Source organism: Brenneria sp. L4-2C, from assembly GCF_040240335.1.
Taxonomy (GTDB): Bacteria; Pseudomonadota; Gammaproteobacteria; order Enterobacterales; family Enterobacteriaceae; genus Brenneria.
On sequence record NZ_JBEIAC010000002.1, the window covers coordinates 220823 to 245074 of the forward strand.

Sequence of the window (24252 nt, forward strand, 5' to 3'; positions counted from 1 at the left end):
CTCGAAATCAATTAAGCGGAAAATGGATGGAAGTCGCGTTGGCCAGGCGCGGACAGGCTGCGCTCGCCATCAAGCAAGCGTTCCGTCAACAGTAACTCCCGGTTCACGCCCGTGACCGTCAGCAGTTGTTGTCGGCAGGCCAGCCACTGATGCAGCTCATACTGTAACTGAGAATTCTCAACGCCAGTGGCCAAATGCGCCACCAGTTCGGTTTGATCCTGATTGACCAGATACTCGCCCGCCCCTTGCTGCCATTTCATCGCATCCAGCAGCAACGACGTCAGCCAGTGAATACGCTCGGCGGCATCATCATGGTGGAGCTGCGGCAGTAAAGAAAGCAGGTCGCGCGAAGTCAGCGCGGCGGAGAACGTCTGACACAATACGATTCGCTGCTTCCAACGCTCTGGCTGCAAAAGCTTTTCCGCGGCCAGCGGCGCGCCCGCCTGCAACCTTAATGCGGTTCGCAACGCCTGCGCGTCGTTCTTATGGCGGGAATTCAGCCATAGCACGCTCTGCGTTTCGCCCGGCACATCCAGATAGTGATACAGACAACGGCTACGCAGCGTCGCCAACAAGCGGGCGGGTTCCCGACAACCAAACAGAAAGTAGGTACCCTGCGGCGGCTCTTCCAGCGTTTTCAGCAACGCATTGGCGGCCGCCTCCGTGAGTTGCTCGGCCGACGGCAGCCAGACCACTTTGGCGCCGCCCTGCCGGGCATGCTGATACAGCTTATCCAGCACGTCGCGCAATGGGTCGACCCCCAGGCTGTGCTTACCCTTCTCAGGATTCAGCACGTACCAGTCTGGATGGGTTCCCGCCATCATTAAATTGCAGGCATGGCACTTACCGCAGCTTTTCATGCCCTCGGGGTGCTGACACATCAGCCAGCGGCTCAGCGCATAAACCAGCGAATCATCCCCCATGCCCGGCAAGGCATGCAGCAAGATGGCATGATGCCCCCTTCCCGCCTGATATTGCCCGATCAGTTGGCGATAAGAGGTATTAAGCCACGGATACCAATCCATCAGTCCTGACCCTGCGTCAACGTCTGCAAAGTCAATCCCTGCCGCTGCAACCAGCGCCGCAACTCGGCCTGTATAGCGACGCCGACTTTTTCTATCGTCTGTGATGCGTCAATCGTCACAATGCTGTCGTCCTGTGCGGCCAGCGCCTGATAACGCGCGCGGGTACGTTCAAAAAAGGCGAATGACTCCTGCTCAATGCGATCCAGCTCGCCGCGCTGACGAGCGCGTTGCAAACCGACGGCGGGCGGTAAATCAAGATAAAGCGTCAGATCGGGGCGAAAATCGCCCAATACGGTATCACGCAACGACTGCAACAACAGCCGATCGATCCCGCGCCCGCCGCCCTGGTATGCCTGGGATGAGAGGTCGTGTCGGTCGCCGATCACCCAGCTCCCGCGCGCCAACGCCGGCTTAATCACGTTTTCGACCAGTTGGACGCGCGCCGCGTACAGCATCAGAATTTCCGCTTTATCCGTTACTTTTTCATCCGCAATGCCCTGCTTGATCAATTCACGCAGTTTTTCGGCCAACGGCGTGCCGCCCGGCTCACGCGTGAATACCACGTCATGGACGCCGTATGCGCGCAACGTGTCAACCACGACATTCCTGGCGCTGGTTTTCCCCGCGCCTTCCAGACCTTCCAACACGATAAATTTACTGTTGCTCATTCCGATCCTTTACCGCTGAGCGGTATAGCCTTACAGCGCGATTATGGTCTGCAAGGTTAGTGGTAAAACTATGACCGCCCTTACCATCCGCCACAAAGTAGAGATATGACGTTTTAGCCGGGTGCGCGGCCGCATCCAGAGACGCTTTTCCCGGCATCGCGATCGGCGTTGGCGGTAAACCGGAAATAACGTAGGTATTGTACGGCGTCGGCGTATCCAGCGCCTTGCGGGTAATCACCCCCGTATACGCGTCACCCATGCCATAAATAACGGTTGGATCGGTTTGCAAACGCATGCCGACGCGCAGGCGGTTGATGAAAACAGACGCCACCTGAGTACGCTCTTGCGCGATCGCCGTCTCTTTCTCAACGATCGAAGCCATGGTTAACAGCTCATCCGCCGTTTTATACGGTAATCCTTCCTCACGTCCCTGCCATACTTCATCAACGGTTTTTTTCATGCGCAGGTGAGCGCGTTGCAGCAACGCGAGGTCGGTCGTATTGGCCGTGTACAGATAGGTGTCGGGATAAAACCATCCTTCCGGATTGGGTTTATCTTTCATCCCGAGCTGCTCGGCAATCTCCCGCACGCTCTTATCCGTCAGCGTATGTTTAATATAGGATGACTGATGCAACGTTTCGAGCCATTCCTTCAGGCGCGAGCCTTCCACAAACCGAATGGAGAACTGCGCCTCTTTACCGCTGGACAATAAGGCCAACATTTGCCGAACCGTCATTCCAGCGGTAAAACGGTATGTACCGGCCTTAAATTTCGCTAATTCCGGCTCAGCCTTCAGCAACCATGGCAAAAAGGTACCGTCGGAAATGACTTTCTGATCCAGTAATAATGTTTCCAATCCATCACGACCCGTGCCGGCCGGGAGAGTAAAGATGGTTTCCTGCTTGATAGCGAGCGGCGAGCTGGCGAAATTCCGGACTTTCTGCCACAAAAAGAACAATGCCAGCAGCAGTGCGACGATCAGCACAGCAATTTTTTTTCTCTTCATAAATCAACCAACGACTAACAGTTAGGGCTCAGGAACCGATAGAGTTCTCTTGAGCGATAACACCAGGACTGCGCCTGGTTTACGGGAATAATCGGCATTAATGCGTTGCTAATGAACACCTCATCCGCATCGGCCAGCGTCTCTACCGGTTCGGTAACAATATGCAGATCAAACTCAGACCCCGCCAGCAGTGAAATGATGTGTTGTCTGGCTACGCCATCCACGCCGGCATAGGACAAATCCGGCGTATAGACGCGCTTCCCCTTACGCCAGAACAAATTAGCCGCGCAGCATTCCACTAGCGACCCGGCGGTATCAAGCACCAAGACCTCATCGGCCGCGCGCCGTTCAAGATCGATACGAATCAGGATCTGTTCCAGGCGATTCAGATGCTTTATACCCGCCAGCAGCCGACTTCGGGCTAATGCGACCGAACTGAGACGCAGGCTGACGCCCTGCTCGCGCCAACGGGCATAATGAGCGGGATAGTCCGCCTGCATCACAATCCGCGTCGGGCTATCGCAGCCCTGAATGCCATATCCTCGTCCGCCCGAACCCCGGGTAAGAATAACTTTAACGATGCCTTCGCTGCGACCTCGCGCCGCCAGATTCATCTCCTGGCGTAATGACGACCAGTCAATGGCGGGCAGCATCAAACGCTCCGCCGCCTGCTGCAACCGAGCCAGATGCCGGTCAAGCCAGACGATCTCGGCATCTCGCACTCTGGCCGTGGTAAAACATCCATCGCCAAACTGGGTGCCGCGATCCGATACCGCGAGTTGTTTCTGCAACTGACCATTTATCCAGAGCATCCGTATCTTCCTTTCAACCACGTTTCGCCAGCTTGCCAGCAAACCGCAGGTTCATACAAGTCGCACAATCCGATTTGCGCCGGCCCGCAAGGGTGACGGCCACGGATGGCCCGTCACAAAAAACTTTCAGGAAAAGTTTTTGACGTCGCGACAGCGACGGCCCGCAAGGGTGACGGCCACGGATGGCCCGTCACAAAAAAAAACCCGGAAACCGGGTTTTTTGAGGTTGCAGACAAACCTCGTGGCCAAGCCCCCGCCCCGCCCCTCACAGCGGAGGGAGCAGACTAGCTCCTCCCCCTGCCAAGGGGGAGGCCGGGAGGGGGTCATTTGACGATCACACCTTACGGAATAACAACGAACCGTTGGTGCCGCCGAAACCGAAAGAGTTACACAACGTATACTCAAGGTTGCTGACCTGGCGCGCTTCGTGAGGCACGAAGTCCAGATCGCATTCATCATCCGGATTATCCAGATTGATTGTCGGCGGAACGACCTGGTCGCGCAGCGCAAGGATACTGAAAATCGACTCGATCGCCCCGGCCGCGCCCAATAAGTGTCCGGTCATCGATTTCGTCGAACTGACTAATACACGACCGGCATCCGCGCCAAACACCGACTTCACCGCCTGCGTTTCAGCCCGGTCGCCTGCGGCGGTGGACGTGCCGTGCGCATTGATATAACCGATTTGGGATGCGGAAATACCCGCATCGCGCAGCGTATTTTCCATCGCCAACGCGGCCCCGGCGCCATTTGCCGGCGGCGACGTCATATGGTAGGCATCGCTGCTCATACCAAAACCGACGATTTCCGCATAAATTTTCGCGCCGCGTTTTTTGGCGTGTTCGTACTCTTCCAGCACCATGATACCGGCGCCGTCACCCAGTACGAAACCGTCACGATCCTTATCCCACGGACGACTTGCCGCCTGAGGGTTATCGTTACGGGTTGATAATGCGCGCGCCGCGCCGAAACCGCCGACGCCCAGCGGCGTACTGGCTTTTTCCGCACCGCCGGCAACCATGACGTCGGCATCATTGTAAGCGATGATGCGCGCGGCGTGACCGATGTTATGCACGCCGGACGTACAGGCGGTGGCGATGGAAATACTTGGGCCGCGCAATCCGTACATGATGGTGAGATGCCCGGCAACCATATTAACAATGGTTGAAGGCACGAAGAACGGACTGATTTTACGCGGACCGCCCTTCACCAGCGAACTGTGGTTCTCTTCGATGAGACCCAGACCGCCGATGCCGGAACCGATCGCCGCACCAATACGCGGTGCATTTTCTTCCGTTACTTCAAGACCGGAATCCTGCATGGCTTGAATGCCGGCGACGATCCCGTATTGAATAAAGGCATCCATTTTGCGGGCTTCTTTGCGCGAAATGAATTCCTCACAATTAAAATCCTTTACTAAGCCAGCAAAACGCGTTGCATAGGCACTAGTATCGAAATGGTCGATCAGGCTGATACCACTCTGACCGGCAAGAAGAGCACTCCAGGTAGACTCAACTGTATTGCCGACAGGAGATAACATGCCCAGTCCGGTAACAACTACTCGACGCTTAGACACGCTTGTCCTCCAGGGAGGGAAAAATATGACACTGCGGGACAAAAAAACTTAGGCGGTCGAATGACCGCCTAGATATGTTCGCTTACTGCTGATTAGCCTGAATGAAATCAATGGCTGCCTGAACAGTCGTGATTTTTTCGGCTTCTTCGTCTGGAATCTCAGTATCAAATTCTTCTTCCAGAGCCATTACCAGCTCAACAGTGTCAAGAGAATCAGCGCCGAGGTCGTCAACGAAAGAAGCATTGTTTACGACTTCTTCCTGCTTAACACCAAGCTGTTCAACGATGATTTTCTTAACGCGTTCTTCGATAGTGCTCATACTCTTAAATTTCCTATCAAAACTCGCTTTCGCGATGGTTTTCGTAGTGTATAAAATGTTGAAAAAGATGCAACAAAATCCCGGCTGGTCGAACCACGATTTTGTGCTATTTTGCGGTTATCGCCGCAAATAACGCAAATAGTTTTCGTACTTTTTAGATCATATACATGCCGCCGTTGACATGCAATGTTTCACCGGTAATGTAGCCCGCCTCATCAGAGGCTAAAAATGCAACAGCACTGGCGATTTCTTTCGCATCACCAAGCCGGTTAGCGGGAACCTGGCTCAAAATGCCTGCTCGCTGTTCTTCTGTCAATGCCTGAGTCATATCTGTTTCAATAAAACCCGGCGCGACAACGTTAACCGTAATACCACGGGAAGCCACTTCGCGCGCAAGAGATTTGCTGAAACCAATCAGACCCGCCTTTGCCGCCGCGTAGTTCGCCTGCCCGGCATTACCCATGGTTCCAACCACGGAGCCAATGGTAATGATACGGCCAAAACGTTTTTTCATCATAGCGCGCAGAACGGCTTTGGACAGACGGAATACCGATGTTAGGTTGGTATCCAGAATATCCTGCCATTCATCTTCTTTCATTCTCATCAGCAGATTATCGCGCGTAATGCCGGCGTTATTGATCAAAATATCAATCTCGCCAAACTCGGCGCGAATGTCCGCCAACGTTTTTTCTACTGAAGCCTCATCAGCGACGTTCAGCACATAACCTTTACCGTTTTCGCCCAGCCAGGCGCTAATCGCTTCAGCGCCCTTTTCACTGGTTGCAGTACCAATGACTTTTGCACCGCGGGCAACCAGTTTTTCAGCGATCGCCCGGCCTATTCCGCGGCTTGCGCCGGTTACCAACGCAATTTTTCCTTCAAAGCTCATTGTCTTCTCCGTTTTATTTTTCAAGCGCCACTGACAGAGAAGCAGGATCGTTCACCGCGGCAGCTGTCAGGGTAGCAACGATTCGTTTGGTTAAGCCAGTCAGGACTTTGCCCGGCCCGACTTCCAACAGTGATTCAACCCCTTGCGAGGCAATGAATTCCACACATTCCGTCCAGCGCACCGGACGGTAAAGCTGACGCACCAGCGCGCTGCGGATGGCTTCCGGCGAGGTTTCAATCCGCGCGTCGACGTTATTGACCACGGGGATTTTCGGCTCATTAAAATCAACGGACTCAAGCGCGACCGCCAGTTTTTTCGCCGCCGGCTCCATCAATGCGCAGTGCGAAGGCACACTAACGGGCAGCGGCAGCGCACGTTTGGCGCCCGCCGCTTTACAGGCCGCGCCAGCGCGTTCCACCGCTTCCTTGTTCCCGGCAATCACGACCTGTCCCGGCGAGTTAAAGTTCACCGGCGAGACCACCTGCCCTTGCGCGGATTCTTCGCATGCTTTAGCGATGGCGTCATTATCAAGGCCAATGATGGCATACATGGCGCCAGCGCCTTCCGGCACGGCTTCCTGCATAAGCTTGCCGCGCAATTCAACCAGACGCACCGCCTGCTGGAAATCAATGACGCCGGCGCAAACCAGCGCAGAGTATTCGCCTAGGCTATGACCGGCCATCAGCGCTGGCGTTTTCCCGCCCTGCTGTTGCCAGACGCGCCAGATAGCAACAGACGCCGTCAACAGAGCCGGCTGGGTTTGCCAGGTTTTATTCAGTTCTTCAGCCGGTCCTTGCTGGGCAAGCTGCCACAAGTCATAACCTAAAACGGCGGAAGCCTGAGCAAATGTTTCAGTAACAATCGGATATTCCGCCGCCAGTTCCGCCAGCATACCAACGGATTGCGATCCCTGACCGGGGAATACCATTGCAAATTGCGTCATAGTAAAAATCCTGTTTAATCAAAAACGAACCAGCGCAGAACCCCAGGTAAAGCCGCCGCCGAAAGCTTCAAGCAGTACCAGCTGACCTGGTTTTATCCGTCCGTCGCGCACGGCTTCATCCAAAGCCGAGGGTACGGAGGCCGCGGATGTGTTGCCGTGACGATCCAGCGTCACCACAACTTTGTCCATTCCCATACCTAATTTTTTTGCCGTCGCGCTGATAATACGCAAATTGGCCTGGTGGGGTACCAGCCAATCCAACTCGCTTTTATCCAGTTGCGACGCGCGCAGCGTTTCTTCGACAATGTGCGCCAGTTCGGTCACGGCGACTTTAAACACTTCATTGCCGGCCATGGTCAGGTAGGCCGGTTTTTCAGGATGGTCGCGTTCCGGATGCGGCAACGTCAACAGCTCGCCGTAGCGCCCATCGGCATGCAGATGCGTGGACAGGATGCCGGGTTGTTCTGACGCTGACAGTAAAACGGCGCCGGCGCCGTCGCCGAACAGAATCAGCGTACCGCGATCTTCCGGATCCAGGGTGCGCGACAAGGTATCAGAACCGATAACCAGGGCATAATCCACCGCGCCATTTTTAATGTACTGATCGGCGACGCTAAGCGCATAGGTAAATCCCGCACAGGCCGCAGCCAGATCAAAGGCGATGGTATCTTTAATCTCCAACAAGTGCTGAATCTGGCAGGCGGCGCTGGGAAAAGCATGGCTTGAGGAGGTCGTCGCAACAATCAATAAACCCACCTGCGATTTATCAATGCCCGCCATTTCCAGCGCTTTTTGCGCGGCATGATAGCCCATCGTGGCAACATTTTCATCTGGCGCGGCGATGCGACGTTCACGAATTCCGGTACGCGTGACGATCCATTCGTCAGACGTATCCACCATCTTCTCTAAATCCGCGTTCGTCCTGATTTTCTCAGGCAGAAAACTGCCCGTTCCGATTATTTTTGTATACATGTACGCTTAATCACTCTTGGGTAATACAGCTTCTAGACGGGCGGCAATCCGCTCTGGAAGTTGCCGTTGCACCGCCTGCGTTGCCTGCTCGATAGCGACCGCAAACGCTCGCTGGTTCGCTGCGCCGTGACTTTTGATTACGGATCCCCGTAGTCCCAACAGACACGCGCCATTATATTGGTCAGGATTCAAATGCCCGAAACGTTTGGCCAAACGTTTTTGTAACAAACGTCCCAGCCATCGTAACCACCATGACTGTTTTTGCCTGCGTTCCGTACCGGAAGATGAAGATTTCAGCAACGAAAGGAACATCCTTACCACGCCTTCCATTGTCTTCAACGTGACATTACCCACAAACCCGTCACAGACCATCACATCCGTCTTCCCGGTCAACAATTCGTTACCTTCAAGATAACCAATATAGTTAATCGAAGGCGTATTTCTTAATTTGGCCGCCGCATCGCGGATGTTGTCCAAGCCTTTGCTCTCTTCCTCACCGATATTCAGCAGCGCCACTCGCGGATTTTTCAACCCAAGAACTTCTTCCGCCATCACCGACCCCATGACCGCGAACTGAACCAGCATCGTGCTATCGCATTCGACGTTGGCGCCCAGATCCAGCACCACGGTTTTCCCATGCTGCTGATGAGGCAACACGGAGACCAATGCAGGACGCTCGATGCCATCAAGCGGTTTTATCAGGAGCTTCGCCAGTCCCATCAGCGCACCGGTGTTGCCCGCGCTGACGCAAGCCTGGGCTCTTCCATCTTTAATCAGCTCTAGCGCAATTCGCATTGAGGTTCCGCGACTCGCGCGGATAGCCTGCGACGGTCTTGCATCACTGGCAATAACCGATTCAGCCGGAACAACTTCCAACCGGGACAGTAAATCAGAATCGACTTTGGCTAGTAATGGAGTAATCGCAGCAGGATCGCCAACTAATATCAGGTTGAGACTTGAATTAGAAGCCAGTGCCTGCAATGCAGCAGGCACTGTTACGCAGGGACCGAAGTCCCCGCCCATCGCATCTAACGCCAGAGTTAGGCGTGTCAAAGTATTGCCTTGCTAATAATTCGCGAGAATTACTTGGCAATAACCTTGCGACCGCGGTAGTAACCGTCCGCAGTGATGTGGTGACGCAGGTGAGTTTCGCCGGAAACTTTATCTACGGATACGGAAGACGTGGTCAGCGCATCGTGAGCGCGACGCATACCACGTTTGGAACGAGTGGGTTTGTTCTGTTGTACGGCCATGGACCTTACTCCTTAATTACTTACGCTTTAAACTGGCTAATACGGCAAACGGGTTCGGTTTTTCCGCCTCGGTAGGCAGTTTGCCGAACACCATGTCCGCTTCGGACACTTCACAGTGTTCAGAATCATGTACCGGCGCGATAGGCAGAGTCAGAATAATTTCATCTTCAACCATTGCCAGCAGATCGACCTCGCCAAACTCATCAACTTCGATCGGCTCGTACGCCTCCGGTAAAGCTTCGGCCTGTTCATCATTGATGACCGGGCTAAAACAAAACGTCGCATGAACCTGATGTTCAAATGGCTTTCCGCAGCGCTGGCACATTAATGTGACCGACACATCCGCACTACCGTTAATCACCGCCAGGCGCTGGTTATCGATATTGAAAGACAAAGAAGCCTGAACATCACCGTCCACACTCACCACTGATTCGGCAACTCGCGTTACCTGCTCAGGCGCATAAATACCAATGTAATCTAAACGCTTTTGAGCAGTACGAACCGCATCAAGGGTTAAGGGTAATTTTACCTTTTGCATAGGGCGCGCATATTAACGTCGTAACGACATAGAGTCAAAGAAAAAGGCTGTGAAGCACAACCTTTCACCAATATTCGCTTCCAGAGCGGCACACAGTTTAAAATGCCTTTTATTATTACGCTACGGTTTATAAAAAAATTATGCATCAGATCGTTCTCGCTTCAACGTCGCCCTATCGCAAATCGCTGCTGGAAAAACTTAACCTGCCCTTTACCTGCGCCGCCCCTGACGTGGATGAGACGCCCCTGCCAGGCGAAGAGGCGACGGCATTAGTGGCAAGGCTGGCTGAAAGCAAAGCACGCGCGCTGGCGGCGAGCTATCCCCGACACTTGATTATCGGCGGCGACCAAGTCTGCGTATTGAACGGCGTCATTACCGGGAAACCGCATGATAAGGCAAATGCGGTGCGGCAATTGCGGCAGGCGAGTGGACAATGCGTCACTTTTTTTACCGGTTTGGCGCTGTTTAATAGCGCCAGCCAGCGGCTGCAATGTCTCGTCGAGCCATTCGACGTCCATTTTCGCCAACTGACGCAAGCGGAAATTGAGGGATATCTGGCCAAGGAGCAACCCTGGAACTGCGCCGGCAGTTTTAAAAGCGAGGGATTGGGAATTACGCTATTTGACCGATTGTCCGGGCGGGATCCCAATACGCTGGTCGGTCTGCCTTTAATTGCGCTGGCGCAAATGCTGCGAGCGGAACAAATCAATCCGCTGACGACTATATAATGAAAAGCGGGATACCGGATCCCGCCATCGGCAATCGATTTACCCTTTCGCGTTGCGCAGTATTTTCAGACAATGCCGCAGTTGGTCGTCCAGGGGGGCTTCCACCCGCAGCGTTTCCCCGGTATTGGGGTGGGCGAACCGCAGTGCCTGCGCGTGCAAAAACAGACGATTCAGTCCGGTTTGCGCCAGTTGGCGATCGAAGTCGCGATCGCCGTAGCGGTCGTCAAACGCGATCGGATGGCCGGCATGTAGCGTATGAACACGGATCTGATGCGTTCGACCGGTTACCGGGCTGGCGCGAACCAGCGTCGCCGCCTCAAAACGTTCTTCTACTTTAAAGCGCGTTTCTGAAGGCTTGCCTTCGCTATTTACCCGAACGATGCGCTCGCCGCTCTGCAAAATATTTTTCAGCAACGGCGCTTGCACCGATTTGCAATGCGACGGCCAGTTTCCCCGCACCAGCGCCAGGTAATCTTTCTGCATGCCTTTGAGACGTAATTGCTCATGCAGAGAACGCAGCGCCGAACGTTTCTTGGCCACCAGCAGCACGCCGGACGTATCACGATCGAGGCGATGCACCAGTTCCAGAAAACGCGCTTCAGGCCGCAGCGCGCGCAGCCCTTCGATAACGCCGAAACTCAGTCCGCTGCCGCCGTGAACCGCCGTACCCGAAGGTTTGTTCAGCACCAGAATATAATCGTCTTCATAGATAATGCATTCCGCAAGCGCGGCGACTTTGCCCAGGCTGGCGGAAACCGGCGGCGCATCGCGCTCGGCCTGTCGAACCGGCGGGATACGCACTTCATCATTGTCGAGCAGCTTATATTCCGGCTTTACCCGCTTTTTATTTACCCTTACCTCGCCCTTGCGCAAGATGCGATAAACCAGGCTTTTAGGCACGCCCTTCAATCGGGCATGCAAAAAATTATCAATGCGTTGTCCGGCCTCATCGGCGGAGATTGTTACAAATTGTACTGAAGGATTGTCTGTTTTCATGATGCGCGATTCTAAATAGAGAGGTTGGATAGCGCCACTTCTTTTTCTGTGCTTAACTGTGAGTCTGACTTATGAAGATAGGGTTACACCAACAGGTTTGGTTGAGTTTAGCCTCAATCACCGACAGTTTGGTGAACGGCAGCACAACTATCTTTAGATGACAGGCAAAGTAACCTTGCTATAACAGTGTCAGCAATGGAATAATGCTTTTCGTGTTTTCCGCGCTGATTTCCGTTAAAACAAGGGAAATTGCGGAATTATTAAGTTTGCCTGATGACACACAAACGCAGCAATGGCGTAAGACGTAATGTGATATCAAGCAGTTAGCGGGCTGCGGATTGCAGCTTGGCCGGCAAATGGAATCAGATCTGGCAACATTATTCAGAAGCTGTTCCCTCAGTAAATGCGCTGTTTTCCATCAGGAAACACAGGCTACCGAAACATGCGTCTCTATGCAGGCGACAACCGGGAGGTTGACGTCCCTGCGATAAGCCACGAGGCCATCGGTTCACTCCGGTCATGCGGTTCTTTTGTCCGCAGCTCTATCAATAATGTAAGTAAAAATAACGAGTAAGTTAAAGATGAAGAGAATGTTGATTAACGCGACTCAACAGGAAGAGTTGCGTGTTGCCTTGGTCGATGGTCAACGGCTGTATGATCTGGATATCGAAAGTCCGGGCCATGAGCAGAAGAAAGCAAATATCTACAAAGGTAAAATCACTCGCATTGAACCCAGTCTGGAAGCCGCTTTTGTTGATTATGGCGCTGAAAGACATGGTTTTCTCCCTCTCAAAGAAATCGCTCGCGAATACTTCCCCAGCAACTATTCCTCCCATGGCCGTCCCAACATCAAAGATGTGTTGCGCGAAGGCCAGGAAGTCATTGTTCAGGTTGATAAGGAAGAACGTGGCAATAAAGGCGCAGCGCTGACAACGTTTATCAGTCTGGCCGGCAGTTATCTGGTTCTCATGCCGAACAATCCCCGCGCCGGCGGTATTTCACGCCGTATCGAAGGTGATGATCGAACCGAACTGAAAGAAGCGTTAGCCTCTTTACAGTTGCCCGACGGCATGGGCCTTATTGTCCGCACTGCGGGCGTCGGCAAATCCGCCGAAGCATTGCAGTGGGATTTGGCTTTTCGCCTGAAACACTGGGAAGCCATCAAGAAAGCGGCTGAAGGTCGCCCGGCGCCTTTCCTGATCCATCAGGAAAGCAACGTCATTGTTCGCGCTTTCCGTGATTATTTACGGCCGGATATCGGTGAAATCCTGATCGACAACCCCAAGATCCTCGATCTGGCGAAAGAGCACATCTCCGCGCTCGGCCGCCCGGATTTCAACAGCAAAATCAAACTTTACAGCGGCGAAATTCCCCTGTTCAGTCATTATCAGATTGAATCGCAGATTGAATCCGCCTTCCAACGCGAAGTGCGCCTGCCTTCCGGCGGTTCTATCGTGATTGATACCACGGAAGCCCTGACGGCGATTGATATCAACTCGGCGCGCGCGACCCGCGGCGGCGATATTGAAGAAACCGCGTTCAATACCAACCTGGAAGCGGCCGACGAAATAGCCCGCCAGCTGCGGCTGCGCGATCTGGGCGGCCTGATCGTAATCGATTTTATCGACATGACGCCGGTGCGCCACCAGCGCGAGGTGGAAAACCGACTGCGTGATTCCGTTCGTCAGGATCGCGCCCGCATTCAGATTGGTCGGATTTCTCGTTTCGGCCTGCTGGAAATGTCCCGCCAGCGCCTGAGCCCGTCGCTGGGCGAGTCAAGCCACCATGTTTGCCCTCGCTGCGGCGGCACCGGCACCGTACGCGACAATGAATCGCTTTCGCTGTCTATTCTGCGCCTCATCGAAGAAGAAGCGCTGAAAGAGAACACCAAAGAAGTTCATGCCATCGTTCCTGTTCAGATCGCCTCTTATTTGCTGAACGAAAAACGCGACTCGGTCAATGCCATCGAGACGCGTCAGGGCGGCGTTCGCGCCATCATCGTCCCTCACGACGGAATGCAGACGCCGCACTACTCCGTCGTGCGCGTGCGCAAGGGCGAAGAAAAACCGACGCTCAGCTATCTGTTGCCGCAGATGCTGGAAACCGAAGCGCAGCAATTGCAGGAAGAGCAGGTTGCCGAACGTAAGCAGCCGGAACAGCCCGCGTTAGCCACGTTCAGCATGCCGACCATGCCGACGGAAGACAAAGCGCCGGCAGCGGAAAAAGCGGCGCCGGTCGCCGCGGCGATAGCGGCGCAGCCAGGCCTCGTCAGCCGTTTCCTGGGCGCGCTGAAAGGTATTTTCGCTTCTGAGCCGTCTACCGCGACGGCAGAAACGATAGCGGAAAAGCAAGCCGAGCCTGACAATGCCAGTGAAGGTGAAGCGCAGCGTCAAGAGCGCCGTAATACTCGTCGCCAGAATAACAACCGCCGCGATCGTAATTCACGCGACAATCGGGAAGCGCGTGAAGATCAGCGTCGCAACAAACGTCAGAATACGGAAGTCGCGCCTGAAATCCGCGTAGTCGAGGATAGCGAAAAAACCGCTGTCGACGACCAACCGCGTCGCGAACCGCGCGCAGAGCGTCAGCGTCGTCGTCAGGACGATAAACGCCAGCCTGCGCAAGAGCCGAAAGCACAAAACACCGTGGTGGCCGAAGCGGAAGACAACGTTGCCGAACAGGAGAAACCGACTCCGGTAACCCAGCGTCGTCAGCGTCGCCAACTGACGCAGAAAGTTCGCGTACAGTCTGAAAGCGCCCAGCAGGACGCCGTTGACGCACAGGCAGCGGTAACGGAAACGACGCCTGCGCGGGTTAAACCGGTGGACGAGGTTGCCCTTGCGCCGGTTGACAATAGCGAAACGGAAAATGCGCAAGCTGCCGATGCAAACAAGGGGGCGAATGGCGAAAATGCCGGTATGCCGCGTCGTTCCCGTCGTTCACCTCGCCATCTGCGCGTTAGCGGTCAGCGCCGTCGCCGCTATCGTGACGAACGTTATCCGTCTCAGTCGCCAATGCCGGTGGAATATGCCGCTGCCGCGCCGGAAATGGCGTCAGGTAAAGTTTGGATAAACTACCCTGTCGCTCAATACCAATCGCTGGAGCAGCTTGAAGAGCAGCAGCAGGCGGAAAACAACGCGGCGATGGCAACACCGAGTCTGCCAGCCGTAGTGGAAGCCGCGCCGGTTATCGCAGCCGCAGCTCAGGATAATGCAGCGACCAGCGTTGCCGAACCCGTACAGCAGGCACCAGCGGCCAATGCGACCATTGTTGCAGAGGAAGTTACCCCGGCGGCGTCTGACGAGATTATCGAGACGAAAACCGATGCTGACGCCATTCCGCCGATCCTCGTAGAGGAAAGAGCCTATGGCGAGGATGATGAGGTTGCCGAAGAAAACAATGACGTAGTTGAAGAAAAGCAGTTCGTTGAAGCAAATGAGCCTGCTAATGAAAACCCGGTCATTGAAGAACACGAACCTGTTAAAGAAAACGAGGTCGTTGCAGCAAGCCAACCCGTTGAAGAAAACGAGGTCGTTGCAGAAAGCCAACCCGTTGAAGAAAACGAGGCGGTTGCAGAAAGCCAACCCGTTGAAGAAAACAGGGCCGTTGCAGAAAGCGAACCTGTTGAAGAAAACGAGGCGGTTGTCGAGGAAAGCGAGAAGGCAGTTGAAGAAATCGCCCCTCAACCGGTAAACGCCTCGCCGAGCGCGCCAGTGCAAAAACCGGCAACGCCGGTTCAACCGACAGCAACGGAAGCGGCGGCACCGACGCGCTATAAGTTCCACGCCACAGCGCCGATGACGAAAGCGCCAGCGCCGGATTACCAACCAGAGCCGGTACGTCAAAGCGACTGGAAGCGTCCTGCCTATCAGTTCGACGGCAAAGGATCCGCCGGCGGCCACGCAGCCGTTAATCAGGCGACGGCGCCGGCCACCAGACCGACGCAGATCAGCGAATAATCTCAGCGCCGTCTGCAACAAAAACACCCGCCAGTTGGCGGGTGTTTTTTTATGGCGGGCTATCCATGCCCGCCCCTTTTCAAGCCGTCGCTAGCGACGTTGAAAATCGCTCCCGGCGATTTTTTATGGCGGGCTATCCATGCCCGCCCCTTTTCAAGCCGTCGCTAGCGACGTTGAAAATCGCTCCCGGCGATTTTTTATGGCGGGCTATCCATGCCCGCCCCTTTCCAAGCCGTCGCTAGCGACGTTGAAAATCGCTCCCGGCGATTTTTTATCAGTCCAGATAATTCAGCAATTTGATCGTCGACGCGTCGGTCTTGCCTTCAAGGCTGGAGATCAAACGCTTGAAGTGCGCTGACTGCTCATGTTCCGTCACGGCAGCCTGATTTTTCCAACGCTCGAAAAAAACAAAAGCGCCGGGCTTATCGATTTCTTGGTGCAGATCGTACTGCAAATTTCCCGCTTCCTGACGGCTTGGCGCCACCGCAGCCTTCACCGCAGCAGTCACGTCGTCAATAAATTCAGCTTTTGCCTGTAAGCTGGCAACGATACGAATTTCCATTTTAGTCCTTCTATAATTTACAGTTAAAGATCAAAAGATAAGGCATGGGATGCCAATAATCGTAGTAGCTATACTAGTTAATTTGACGCATTCATCAACTAACGGATGCATTCACAAGGCTTTGCACTTATTCTTATTCCCCGCCGTATTAGTCCCAACCAACAGACAGATGATGTTTTTCTACTGACCGCTGGAGCACATTCAATGACCGCATTGCCAGACATTCTAACTATCCGCCGCCCTGACGATTGGCACATCCATTTACGTGACGATCAGATGCTTGAAACCGTCCTGCCGTACACCAGCCGTTTTTTTGGTCGGGCGATCATCATGCCGAATCTGACGCCGCCGATCACCAGCGTGACAAGCGCGAAGGCTTATCGTCAGCGCATTCTGGCCGCGATCCCCGCAGGGGATGATTTTCAACCGTTGATGACCTGCTATCTGACCGACACGCTGGACGCCGCGGAGATTGTCAGCGGCTTTGAGCAAGGCGTCTTCACGGCCGCCAAGTTATACCCGGCGAATGCGACGACCAACTCCAGCCATGGCGTCACAGACATCGCCAACATCTATCCGGTACTGGAAAAAATGCAGGAAATTGGGATGCCGCTGTTAGTGCATGGCGAAGTGACCAGCCCAGAAATCGATATTTTCGATCGGGAAGCCCGGTTCATTGAGTCGGTTATGGAACCCTTGCGTCAACGGTTCCCCGAACTGAAAGTGGTATTCGAGCACATCACCACCAAAGAGGCGGCGGACTATATTGTATCAGGTAATGAGTATCTTGCTGCGACTATTACCCCACAACATTTAATGTTTAATCGCAATCATATGCTGGTCGGCGGCATTCGTCCGCATTTGTACTGCCTGCCTATCCTCAAAAGGAATATTCATCAGCAGGCGCTGCGCGAGGCGGTTGCCAGCGGCTGTAACCGGCTTTTCCTCGGTACCGACTCAGCACCGCACGTTAAGCACAGAAAAGAATCCGACTGCGGCTGCGCGGGGGTATTTAATGCCCAGGCGGCCTTGAGCGCCTACGCGACGGTATTTGAGGAGTTGGACGCGCTGGATAAACTTGAAGCATTCTGTTCATTAAACGGTCCGCGTTTTTATGGCTTGCCGGTTAATGAAGGCCTGATTGAACTGCATCGTACACCGGTGACGTTCCCGCAACAAATTTCAATGGGTGATGAGTCAGTAATCCCCTTCCTGGCGGGACAACGTCTTAACTGGTCCGTTCGATAACATATCGGCCCATCATAGCCTCTCTTTGTGATGGCCGCCGCTCAGCGGCAAACCGTTCATCGCTGATCCCCCGGACGGAAGTTTTTACACCGTGGCTTCAGGCTGCGATTTTTTCTTCAGCGCTTGTTCTTTTTCATTGATAACTGTATAAATAAACAGTTATCAATGGAGGCAATTATGCGTGTCGAAATTACCATAGCAAAGTCATCCCCTCTCCCCGCGGGCGCACTGGAAGCACTGACCCAGGAGTTGGGTAACCGAATTCACCAACACTATCCGGATACGCCTATCCAGATCCGCTATGCGGCGGCCAATAATCTGACCGTGTTGGGCGGCAATAAAGAGGATAAGGAACGTATCTCCGAAATGCTGCAAGAAACCTGGGAAAGCGCGGACGACTGGTTTATACCCGAATAAAAAATGCCGGGGAAATTTTTTAGCGTCGCTTGCGACGGCTTGAAAAGGAGCGGTCAGGAATAGCCGCCATAAAAAACCGACGGCGTCTTTAACCCCGCTGACGGCGTTCTGAAAAGCGCGCCCATGGACGGGCGAAGAAATTTTGGCTGTAGAAAGGCTTGGCTCAATGATAAATTATAGGCTGTAATGATTCATGTACCGGGCATCTTGCCATCCTGTTATAACCGAGGATACCTATTATGACAGTAGAAAAACCGGAAGAAGCAATGACATTCGGTGAACTGCTGGAGCTAATCGGCGCACAGCAGCGCAAGATTGACGCGTTAGAGCTTGCATTTTCGTCTCTGGTTTTCTGTCTTGATGAAAAAGCAAACCAGCTTTTGATCCACAATCTGAAGTTGGAATCTCAAAATGAGAATCGGGATCCTTCGCTGAAAAAACATCTTGCTCGTTTTGTCGCCACCCTGGAGAAAAATGCCGGTTTAAATACCGAATAGCATTTTCATTTATTCCATTCACCGCAACAGTCCGGGATGAATGTTTTTTCGCTCCGGATTGTTTAATTAGCGTCCAAAAACTTTTTTTGCAGATTTTTTAAAAATATTTCCCATAAATTAAATAAGCGACGATATACTGTTAGTGCTCTTCTAAATAAGGGGCCACCTTAAACCTCGTTAGTCACTCATGTTAGTAACTAGTCAATAAGGGGTATTTATGGATAGAGAAAATGAAGTTATTCAGACACATCCTCTTGTAGGTTGGGACATCAGCACCGTTGACAGTTATGATGCCATGATGATCCGTTTACACTATTTAGCCACTTCGGATCAGGCTCCAGATGAAGCACAGGTTGACCGTACGTTATGGTTAACGACAGATGTAGCCAGGAAGCTGATATACATACTTGAAGCAGGCATTGCAAAAATCGAATCAACAGATTGTCAATCCCTGGATTATAGAAAGCATTAACCATTGATAACGTTTATTATTATTTTGCTACCAGATTTATTGATTCTTGATTCACTCTCCCAATGACAACACCGTCTCGCTGACGGTGTTGTCATTTTAACCGCCAGACCACCTTCTTTTTTTGTTCATCACGATCAACCGTACGCGAAAGAAAGCGCCCGGCAGGGATTGATTCTTTTTATCCGCCATCTGCATCGGATTGAACAAAATATGAATTTCAATTCAAAAAAATTGTTCAAATTCGCCTATTTGTTAAAAGTTGTGACTTTATATTGCTTTTGTGTTTGGACATGTTTAAGTTTGCAAAATTGTACAGGTTACCTGATAAGGAGTCATAACTATGCTTTGGCGTAATACCTCATCTCGTTATGGTCATGTCAGTATTCTTCTCCACTGGATAGGCGCGTTAACCGTATACGGTATGTTTGCCCTGGGACTCTGGATGGTAACGTTGGGATACTACGATGTGTGGTATCACCGCGCGCCCGAGATCCACAAAAGCATCGGCGTATTGCTTTTCGCCATTATGGTTTTTCGCGTGATCTGGCGTTTTCTTTCCCCTCCGCCTCCGCCATTAAAAAGTTATTCAACGCTGACTCGCATTAGCGCCACCCTGGCGCACATCTCGCTTTACGTGGTGCTGTTTGCAATATTGATCAGCGGCTATCTGATTTCCACTGCCGAGGGGCAACCTATTTCAGTTTTTGGCTGGTTTTCTATTCCAGCCACCTTAAGCGGTTTGACGGACCAAGCCGATGTTGCCGGTACCGTGCATCTCTATCTTGCCTGGGTGGTGGTAGCGTTGTCAGCTCTGCACGGTTTAGCCGCATTAAAGCACCACTTTATAGATGGTGATACGACGTTGAAACGGATGTTGGGTCGCAACATCTCTTAACCTTACGAATTAATGGAGAAATACCGATGCTGAAGAAAACACTACTGGGCCTGACTGCCGCATCCTTGCTAGCCTCTGCCGGATCGGCTTTGGCCGCCGATTACAAGTTTGATAAGGAAGGCCAGCACGCGTTTATCCAGTTTCGCATTAACCATCTGGGCTATAGCTGGATTTATGGCGGCTTTAACGATTTTGATGGCGCCTTCACTTTTGATCCAGCCAACCCGGCCGGCGATAAAGTGAATGTCACCATTAATACCAACAGTGTCGACACCAATCATGCGGAACGTGACAAGCATATCCGCAGTGCGGATTTCCTGAACGTATCCAAATATCCTCAGGCGACATTCACGTCCACGGAAGTGAAAAAAGACGGCGATGAATACGATATCAGCGGTAATCTGACCTTAAACGGCGTAACCAAACCTGTGACGTTAGAGGCAAAACTGATCGGTCAGGGTAATGATCCGTGGGGTAACTATCGCGCCGGATTTGAAGCCGAAGGCACCATCAAGCTGAAAGATTTTAATATTACCCAGGATCTGGGGCCGGCTTCGCAGGAAGTTCAACTGATCATTTCTGTTGAAGGCGTGCGGCAAAAATAAACTCTCGGCGGTAAATGAGCCCTTTCAGTTGATGAAAGGGCTTTTTAATCGCTTATTTCTCTTCATCCCTGGCGGCAGGCGCAGGGATATGCAATGCGGATTGCAACACTTCTCTCGATTTATTAAAGATTTTCATGCCGTTTTCACGGCCGCTGCGCCGGGCGCGTTGCTCCGCCAATGGCAGGCGTCGCTCTTCCTGACAGCTTTCGCTACAGCATCCCTGATATTTTTCCGCACATGCCGGACACTGAATGAACAACAGGTGACAACCTTCATTACGGCAGTTGGTATGGCTGTCGCACGGCGCGCCGCACTGATGACAGTGCGCGATCACTTCATCAGTAATCCGCTCGCCCATCCGCTCGTCAAAGACAAAGTTTTTCCCGATGAACTTTAGCGGCAGGCCTTTGGCTTTTGCCTGACGCGCATATTCAATGATCCCGCCTTCCACATGATAGACGTGCTTAAATCCGTGATGAAGCATATACGCGCTTGCTTTCTCGCAGCGGATCCCGCCGGTGCAATACATGACGATATTTTTATCCTGCTCATGCCTGAGCATCTCTACCGCCATTGGCAGTTGCTCGCGGAACGTGTCCGAAGGCACTTCCAACGCATTTTCAAAGTGGCCGACTTCGTATTCATAGTGATTACGCATATCAACAAAAAGCGTATTGGGATCGTCAGCCATGGCGTTGACCTGTTCGGCCTGTAGATACTGGCCGACATTCGCCGGATTAAACGTCGGGTCATCAATACCATCGGCCACTATCCGATCGCGGACTTTCATCCGCAGCACCCAGAAAGATTTTCCATCATCATCGAGCGCGACGTTCAGCCGAACCCGATCGAGAGCGGGATGCGCGCTGAATAATACTGCTTTAAACGCTGCAAACTGATTATTCGGCACGCTGATTTGCGCATTGATCCCTTCCGTCGCAATATAGACCCGGCCAAAGACCTTCAGTTGCTCAAATTGGATATACAAACGATCGCGGAACGCCTGCGGTTCATCAAGCGTAAAATACTTATAGAAAGAAACTGTGGTTCGCGGCTCGGTTTCAGCAAGCATACGCGCTTTCAGTTCCTCATTGGAAACCCGGTTATGTAACACTGGCATGGTGTACGTTCCTGTCTTCATTGAGGTTAATCATGGCGATTTTGCGCCAGATTTTTGCCGGCGCTGAATCGCCCGGCATCATACCCGATAGCAGGATTGATGTCAGGGCATGAATATAAAATAAGCGCCTGCCAGAGCGCGGCGAAAATTCAACTCATTAGATAATCAAACGAACGTTTAACGATGGCATCAACGCTTACACTCTGCTGGCGCCAAATGCTATCATTAGCAACACGACTCATTTTTTGTATAAAAATCAGGCTATAGCGCGCCGCAAAATTTTTGCTAATAAAAGTGCCGCTATCATCTATCCTGTTGAGTGAGTATCTCACTTATTTTTTAACGGTATGTGTGCCTACAAGCACCAGAATTCGACACTGAGGCCATGACACAACTCCCCACTTTTAATCGTTCATTACTGCACCCGCGTTATTGGTTAACCTGGCTGGGTATCGGCGCGCTCTACCTTATTGTATTGCTGCCCTACCCTTGGCTTTATCGTATCGGCACCGGACTGGGTCATCTCTCCGTGCGGTTGCTTCCTCGTCGAGTTGAAATCACCACCCGAAATCTTGAATTATGCTTTCCCGATATGCCAACGGCAAAACGAGATGAGCTGGTGAGAAAAAACTTTGAAGCCGTCGGAATGGGCATCATCGAGACCGGCATGGCGTGGTTTTGGCCCGACTGGCGTATAGAACGCTGGTTCACCGTCAAAGGGCTGGAAAACATACGGCCGCTGCGGGCGCAAAAACGCGGCGTCCTGCTGATTGGACTGCATTTTCTGACCCTGGAGCTTGGCGCCCGCATTTTTGGGATAAACAATGCAGGGATTGGCGTCTATCGTCCCAACGATAATAAACTGATTGACTGGTTGCAAACCTGGGGAAGAATGCGCTCGAACAAATCCATGCTCGATCGCAAGGATCTTAAAGGTATGATCCGGGCGCTTAAACAGGGTGAAATAATCTGGTATGCCCCCGACCATGATTACGGCCCCCGCAGCAGCGTGTTCGTCCCTCTTTTTGCGGTGAACAAGGCCGCCACCACGGTGGGAAGCTACATCCTGGCAAAAACCGCCAAGCCCGCTATCGTTCCATTCGTGCCTCGCCGTTTACCGAAGGGAAAAGGATACGAGCTGCTGATTCAGCCGGCGGAATTAGACGTCCCCCTGGAAAGCGAGGAAGCGACGGCTGCATGGATGAATAAAATCATTGAACACAATATCCTTCTGGCGCCCGACCAATATATGTGGCTCCACCGTCGATTTAAAACCCGTCCGGAAGGCGAACCCTCGCTCTATTAACGCCGAAGACCTTATTCACATCAAATAGGTGTGGATAAGGGTTTCACCTCTCCCCCGCCAAACCAATTAATGCTTACAGATTAGCGATGAACGTCTTGCTGATAACCATTTAGCGGCACATACTAATAGCCTGCTATCTATTTGATTTCCCCTCACGACTTGGCTCAAGACATGGCGACGTAAGAGTGGAAAACACTAACCCTGTTATCGGAAATTTATGACACCAGAAGTGGAGCCTATTGATTGGAAACGTAATCTTTATGTTGCATGGGTAGGTTGCTTCTTTACTGGCGCTGCATTCAGCCTGGTCATGCCGTTTCTTCCGCTATATGTCGAGCTATTGGGCGTCACCGGTCATCAAGCGTTGAACCTGTGGTCCGGTGTGGTTTTCAGCATCACGTTTCTTTTTTCCGCTATCGCTTCCCCCTTTTGGGGACGTCTGGCCGACCGTAAAGGCCGGAAATTGATGCTGCTGCGCTCAGCGCTGGGGATGTGCATTGTCATGGTGCTCATGGGGCTGGCGCAGAATATATGGCAATTCCTGTTTCTGCGCGCCGCGCTCGGCGTGCTAGGCGGTTTTGTACCTAATGCCAATGCCTTGATCGCCACTCAGGTGCCACGCAATAAAAGTGGATGGGCGCTGGGAACCCTCTCTACCGGCGCAGTCAGCGGCGCGCTTATCGGCCCGTTAATCGGCGGCTATCTGGCGGATACCTATGGATTGCGTCCGGTGTTTTTCGTTACTGCCGCCGTATTGCTCCTCTGTTTTCTGATCACGCTGTTTTATGTGCGGGAGCGTTTTACCGCTATTCGTAAAAAGGACATGCTGAGCGGCCGGCAGGTGATGATATCGTTGAAAAACCCCAAACTGGTTTTAAGCCTGTTTGTCACTACGTTAATTATCCAGGTCGCGACCGGCTCCATCTCCCCAATACTCACCTTATTCGTGCGGGACCTGGCCGGACACACGCAGAATTTGGCTTTTATCAGTGGAATGATCGCCGCCATTCCCGGCGTTTCCGCGTTGTTCAGCGCACCGCGGCTTGGCAAACTGGGAGACAGAATCGGCCCGGAACGTATTCTGATCGCCATGCTGATAGTGTCTGTTTTACTGTTAATTCCCATGGCATTTGTTCAGACTCCCTGGCAACTTGGCGTGCTTCGTTTCCTGTTAGGCGCGGCCGACGGCGCGTTACTGCCCGCCGTACAAACATTGCTGATTTACCATTCATCCAATCAGGTCGCCGGACGGATTTTCAGTTATAACCAGTCGTTTCGCGATATCGGTAATGTGACGGGGCCGATAATCGGCGCATCCATTTCGGCGACTTACGGCTTCCGCGCCGTATTCATTGCAACCGCATTGGTTGTCCTGGCGAATGTGATCTACTCCTGGCGCTGTTTACAGCTACGCACCTCCAAACTTGAACTGCCGGGGGATTAGCT

The 24252-nt window shown here is 52.7% G+C and carries 25 protein-coding genes; 10 read left to right on the top strand and 15 right to left on the bottom strand.

The genetic code is table 11. The features are described from left to right. Positions 1 to 11: 11 nt before the first annotated feature. The 12 genes from holB to yceD all read right to left on the bottom strand — a co-directional run bounded on the left by holB (position 12) and on the right by yceD (position 10001). A complete protein-coding gene (gene holB, locus ABRZ26_RS04900) occupies positions 12 to 1025 on the bottom strand; it encodes a DNA polymerase III subunit delta' (RefSeq protein ID WP_319603143.1) in 1014 nt (337 codons plus the stop codon). Continuing rightward, a complete protein-coding gene (gene tmk, locus ABRZ26_RS04905) occupies positions 1025 to 1693 on the bottom strand; it encodes a dTMP kinase (protein WP_319603144.1) in 669 nt (222 codons plus the stop codon). The genes holB and tmk overlap by 1 nt, the downstream gene beginning before the upstream one ends. Next, positions 1680 to 2699: an endolytic transglycosylase MltG gene (gene mltG / locus ABRZ26_RS04910; RefSeq protein ID WP_319603145.1), complete on the bottom strand. Its 1020-nt coding sequence runs from the start codon at positions 2697 to 2699 to the stop codon at positions 1680 to 1682. The genes tmk and mltG overlap by 14 nt, the downstream gene beginning before the upstream one ends. 14 nt (positions 2700 to 2713) lie before the next feature. Beyond that, positions 2714 to 3511, bottom strand: coding sequence for an aminodeoxychorismate lyase (pabC, locus tag ABRZ26_RS04915; RefSeq protein WP_319603146.1), 798 nt, complete (start codon positions 3509 to 3511; stop codon positions 2714 to 2716). 334 nt (positions 3512 to 3845) lie between these two features. Further along, complete coding sequence (fabF, locus tag ABRZ26_RS04920) at positions 3846 to 5087, bottom strand: beta-ketoacyl-ACP synthase II (protein ID WP_319603147.1); 1242 nt, start codon at positions 5085 to 5087, stop codon at positions 3846 to 3848. 82 nt (positions 5088 to 5169) lie between these two features. Beyond that, positions 5170 to 5406 carry an acyl carrier protein gene (gene acpP, locus ABRZ26_RS04925; RefSeq protein WP_005970506.1) on the bottom strand — a complete coding sequence of 79 codons (237 nt, stop codon included), beginning with the start codon at positions 5404 to 5406 and terminating at the stop codon, positions 5170 to 5172. A 154-nt stretch (positions 5407 to 5560) separates the two neighbouring features. Further along, positions 5561 to 6295, bottom strand: a complete 735-nt coding sequence (gene fabG, locus ABRZ26_RS04930; protein WP_319603379.1) for a 3-oxoacyl-ACP reductase FabG — start codon at positions 6293 to 6295, stop codon at positions 5561 to 5563. A gap of 13 nt (positions 6296 to 6308) precedes the next feature. Continuing rightward, on the bottom strand, positions 6309 to 7238 hold the full coding sequence (gene fabD, locus ABRZ26_RS04935; protein ID WP_319603148.1) for an ACP S-malonyltransferase: 930 nt from the start codon (positions 7236 to 7238) through the stop codon (positions 6309 to 6311). An 18-nt stretch (positions 7239 to 7256) separates the two neighbouring features. Beyond that, positions 7257 to 8210, bottom strand: coding sequence for a beta-ketoacyl-ACP synthase III (locus tag ABRZ26_RS04940; protein ID WP_319603149.1), 954 nt, complete (start codon positions 8208 to 8210; stop codon positions 7257 to 7259). A 6-nt stretch (positions 8211 to 8216) separates the two neighbouring features. Beyond that, positions 8217 to 9263 carry a phosphate acyltransferase PlsX gene (gene plsX, locus ABRZ26_RS04945; protein WP_319603150.1) on the bottom strand — a complete coding sequence of 349 codons (1047 nt, stop codon included), beginning with the start codon at positions 9261 to 9263 and terminating at the stop codon, positions 8217 to 8219. Between the two features lie 29 nt (positions 9264 to 9292). Continuing rightward, positions 9293 to 9463, bottom strand: coding sequence for a 50S ribosomal protein L32 (gene rpmF, locus ABRZ26_RS04950; RefSeq protein ID WP_239784843.1), 171 nt, complete (start codon positions 9461 to 9463; stop codon positions 9293 to 9295). Between the two features lie 16 nt (positions 9464 to 9479). Continuing rightward, positions 9480 to 10001, bottom strand: coding sequence for a 23S rRNA accumulation protein YceD (gene yceD / locus ABRZ26_RS04955; RefSeq protein ID WP_319603151.1), 522 nt, complete (start codon positions 9999 to 10001; stop codon positions 9480 to 9482). A 140-nt stretch (positions 10002 to 10141) separates the two neighbouring features. Here yceD and ABRZ26_RS04960 point away from each other — a divergent pair, with 140 nt between their 5' ends. Continuing rightward, positions 10142 to 10729: a Maf family protein gene (locus ABRZ26_RS04960; protein WP_319603152.1), complete on the top strand. Its 588-nt coding sequence runs from the start codon at positions 10142 to 10144 to the stop codon at positions 10727 to 10729. A gap of 39 nt (positions 10730 to 10768) precedes the next feature. On the opposite strand, the gene rluC is transcribed toward ABRZ26_RS04960, so the two are convergent. Beyond that, positions 10769 to 11725 carry a 23S rRNA pseudouridine(955/2504/2580) synthase RluC gene (rluC, locus tag ABRZ26_RS04965; RefSeq protein WP_319603153.1) on the bottom strand — a complete coding sequence of 319 codons (957 nt, stop codon included), beginning with the start codon at positions 11723 to 11725 and terminating at the stop codon, positions 10769 to 10771. A gap of 581 nt (positions 11726 to 12306) precedes the next feature. Here rluC and rne point away from each other — a divergent pair. Next, positions 12307 to 15684, top strand: coding sequence for a ribonuclease E (gene rne, locus ABRZ26_RS04970; protein WP_319603154.1), 3378 nt, complete (start codon positions 12307 to 12309; stop codon positions 15682 to 15684). 274 nt (positions 15685 to 15958) lie between these two features. Here the strand turns inward: rne and ABRZ26_RS04975 are convergent, their stop codons facing one another. Next, positions 15959 to 16246: a putative quinol monooxygenase gene (locus ABRZ26_RS04975; protein ID WP_319603155.1), complete on the bottom strand. Its 288-nt coding sequence runs from the start codon at positions 16244 to 16246 to the stop codon at positions 15959 to 15961. Between the two features lie 204 nt (positions 16247 to 16450). Between ABRZ26_RS04975 and pyrC the strand changes: the two genes are divergently transcribed. The 6 genes from pyrC (at position 16451) to ABRZ26_RS05005 (ending at position 20380) form a co-directional block, all read left to right on the top strand. Then, positions 16451 to 17494: a dihydroorotase gene (pyrC, locus tag ABRZ26_RS04980; protein WP_319603156.1), complete on the top strand. Its 1044-nt coding sequence runs from the start codon at positions 16451 to 16453 to the stop codon at positions 17492 to 17494. 177 nt (positions 17495 to 17671) lie between these two features. Next, positions 17672 to 17911 (top strand): DNA damage-inducible protein I, encoded by a 240-nt coding sequence (gene dinI, locus ABRZ26_RS04985; protein WP_319603157.1) that lies wholly within the window; start codon positions 17672 to 17674, stop codon positions 17909 to 17911. A gap of 239 nt (positions 17912 to 18150) precedes the next feature. Further along, positions 18151 to 18408 carry a hypothetical protein gene (locus ABRZ26_RS04990; RefSeq protein WP_319603158.1) on the top strand — a complete coding sequence of 86 codons (258 nt, stop codon included), beginning with the start codon at positions 18151 to 18153 and terminating at the stop codon, positions 18406 to 18408. 217 nt (positions 18409 to 18625) lie between these two features. Further along, positions 18626 to 18880 (top strand): biofilm formation regulator BssS, encoded by a 255-nt coding sequence (bssS, locus tag ABRZ26_RS04995; protein WP_319603159.1) that lies wholly within the window; start codon positions 18626 to 18628, stop codon positions 18878 to 18880. Positions 18881 to 19220: 340 nt separating this feature from the next. After that, on the top strand, positions 19221 to 19775 hold the full coding sequence (locus ABRZ26_RS05000) for a cytochrome b (RefSeq protein ID WP_319603160.1): 555 nt from the start codon (positions 19221 to 19223) through the stop codon (positions 19773 to 19775). Between the two features lie 29 nt (positions 19776 to 19804). After that, the gene (locus tag ABRZ26_RS05005) at positions 19805 to 20380 is read left to right on the top strand and encodes a YceI family protein (protein WP_319603380.1); all 576 of its coding nucleotides are present in this window, start codon (positions 19805 to 19807) and stop codon (positions 20378 to 20380) included. Positions 20381 to 20432: 52 nt separating this feature from the next. Here ABRZ26_RS05005 and trhO read toward each other — a convergent pair whose 3' ends face one another. Further along, positions 20433 to 21500 (bottom strand): oxygen-dependent tRNA uridine(34) hydroxylase TrhO, encoded by a 1068-nt coding sequence (trhO, locus tag ABRZ26_RS05010; RefSeq protein ID WP_319603161.1) that lies wholly within the window; start codon positions 21498 to 21500, stop codon positions 20433 to 20435. Positions 21501 to 21885: 385 nt separating this feature from the next. Here trhO and ABRZ26_RS05015 point away from each other — a divergent pair, with 385 nt between their 5' ends. Together ABRZ26_RS05015 and mdtG are read left to right on the top strand one after the other, a co-directional pair. After that, a complete protein-coding gene (locus ABRZ26_RS05015) occupies positions 21886 to 22806 on the top strand; it encodes a Kdo(2)-lipid IV(A) acyltransferase (RefSeq protein ID WP_319603162.1) in 921 nt (306 codons plus the stop codon). 217 nt (positions 22807 to 23023) lie between these two features. Further along, a complete protein-coding gene (gene mdtG, locus ABRZ26_RS05020) occupies positions 23024 to 24250 on the top strand; it encodes a multidrug efflux MFS transporter MdtG (RefSeq protein ID WP_319603163.1) in 1227 nt (408 codons plus the stop codon). Positions 24251 to 24252 lie beyond the last annotated feature (2 nt).

Bases quoted from the DNA above. Each gene is read 5' to 3' on its own strand.
- holB (WP_319603143.1), bottom strand. From the start codon at position 1,025: ATGGATTGGTATCCGTGGCTTAATACCTCTTATCGCCAACTGATCGGG.
- tmk (WP_319603144.1), bottom strand. From the start codon at position 1,693: ATGAGCAACAGTAAATTTATCGTGTTGGAAGGTCTGGAAGGCGCGGGG.
- mltG (WP_319603145.1), bottom strand. From the start codon at position 2,699: ATGAAGAGAAAAAAAATTGCTGTGCTGATCGTCGCACTGCTGCTGGCA.
- pabC (WP_319603146.1), bottom strand. From the start codon at position 3,511: ATGCTCTGGATAAATGGTCAGTTGCAGAAACAACTCGCGGTATCGGAT.
- acpP (WP_005970506.1), bottom strand. From the start codon at position 5,406: ATGAGCACTATCGAAGAACGCGTTAAGAAAATCATCGTTGAACAGCTT.
- fabG (WP_319603379.1), bottom strand. From the start codon at position 6,295: ATGAGCTTTGAAGGAAAAATTGCGTTGGTAACCGGCGCAAGCCGCGGA.
- fabD (WP_319603148.1), bottom strand. From the start codon at position 7,238: ATGACGCAATTTGCAATGGTATTCCCCGGTCAGGGATCGCAATCCGTT.
- ABRZ26_RS04940 (WP_319603149.1), bottom strand. From the start codon at position 8,210: ATGTATACAAAAATAATCGGAACGGGCAGTTTTCTGCCTGAGAAAATC.
- rpmF (WP_239784843.1), bottom strand. From the start codon at position 9,463: ATGGCCGTACAACAGAACAAACCCACTCGTTCCAAACGTGGTATGCGT.
- yceD (WP_319603151.1), bottom strand. From the start codon at position 10,001: ATGCAAAAGGTAAAATTACCCTTAACCCTTGATGCGGTTCGTACTGCT.
- ABRZ26_RS04960 (WP_319603152.1), top strand. From the start codon at position 10,142: ATGCATCAGATCGTTCTCGCTTCAACGTCGCCCTATCGCAAATCGCTG.
- rluC (WP_319603153.1), bottom strand. From the start codon at position 11,725: ATGAAAACAGACAATCCTTCAGTACAATTTGTAACAATCTCCGCCGAT.
- rne (WP_319603154.1), top strand. From the start codon at position 12,307: ATGAAGAGAATGTTGATTAACGCGACTCAACAGGAAGAGTTGCGTGTT.
- ABRZ26_RS04975 (WP_319603155.1), bottom strand. From the start codon at position 16,246: ATGGAAATTCGTATCGTTGCCAGCTTACAGGCAAAAGCTGAATTTATT.
- pyrC (WP_319603156.1), top strand. From the start codon at position 16,451: ATGACCGCATTGCCAGACATTCTAACTATCCGCCGCCCTGACGATTGG.
- dinI (WP_319603157.1), top strand. From the start codon at position 17,672: ATGCGTGTCGAAATTACCATAGCAAAGTCATCCCCTCTCCCCGCGGGC.
- ABRZ26_RS04990 (WP_319603158.1), top strand. From the start codon at position 18,151: ATGACAGTAGAAAAACCGGAAGAAGCAATGACATTCGGTGAACTGCTG.
- bssS (WP_319603159.1), top strand. From the start codon at position 18,626: ATGGATAGAGAAAATGAAGTTATTCAGACACATCCTCTTGTAGGTTGG.
- ABRZ26_RS05000 (WP_319603160.1), top strand. From the start codon at position 19,221: ATGCTTTGGCGTAATACCTCATCTCGTTATGGTCATGTCAGTATTCTT.
- trhO (WP_319603161.1), bottom strand. From the start codon at position 21,500: ATGCCAGTGTTACATAACCGGGTTTCCAATGAGGAACTGAAAGCGCGT.
- ABRZ26_RS05015 (WP_319603162.1), top strand. From the start codon at position 21,886: ATGACACAACTCCCCACTTTTAATCGTTCATTACTGCACCCGCGTTAT.
- mdtG (WP_319603163.1), top strand. From the start codon at position 23,024: ATGACACCAGAAGTGGAGCCTATTGATTGGAAACGTAATCTTTATGTT.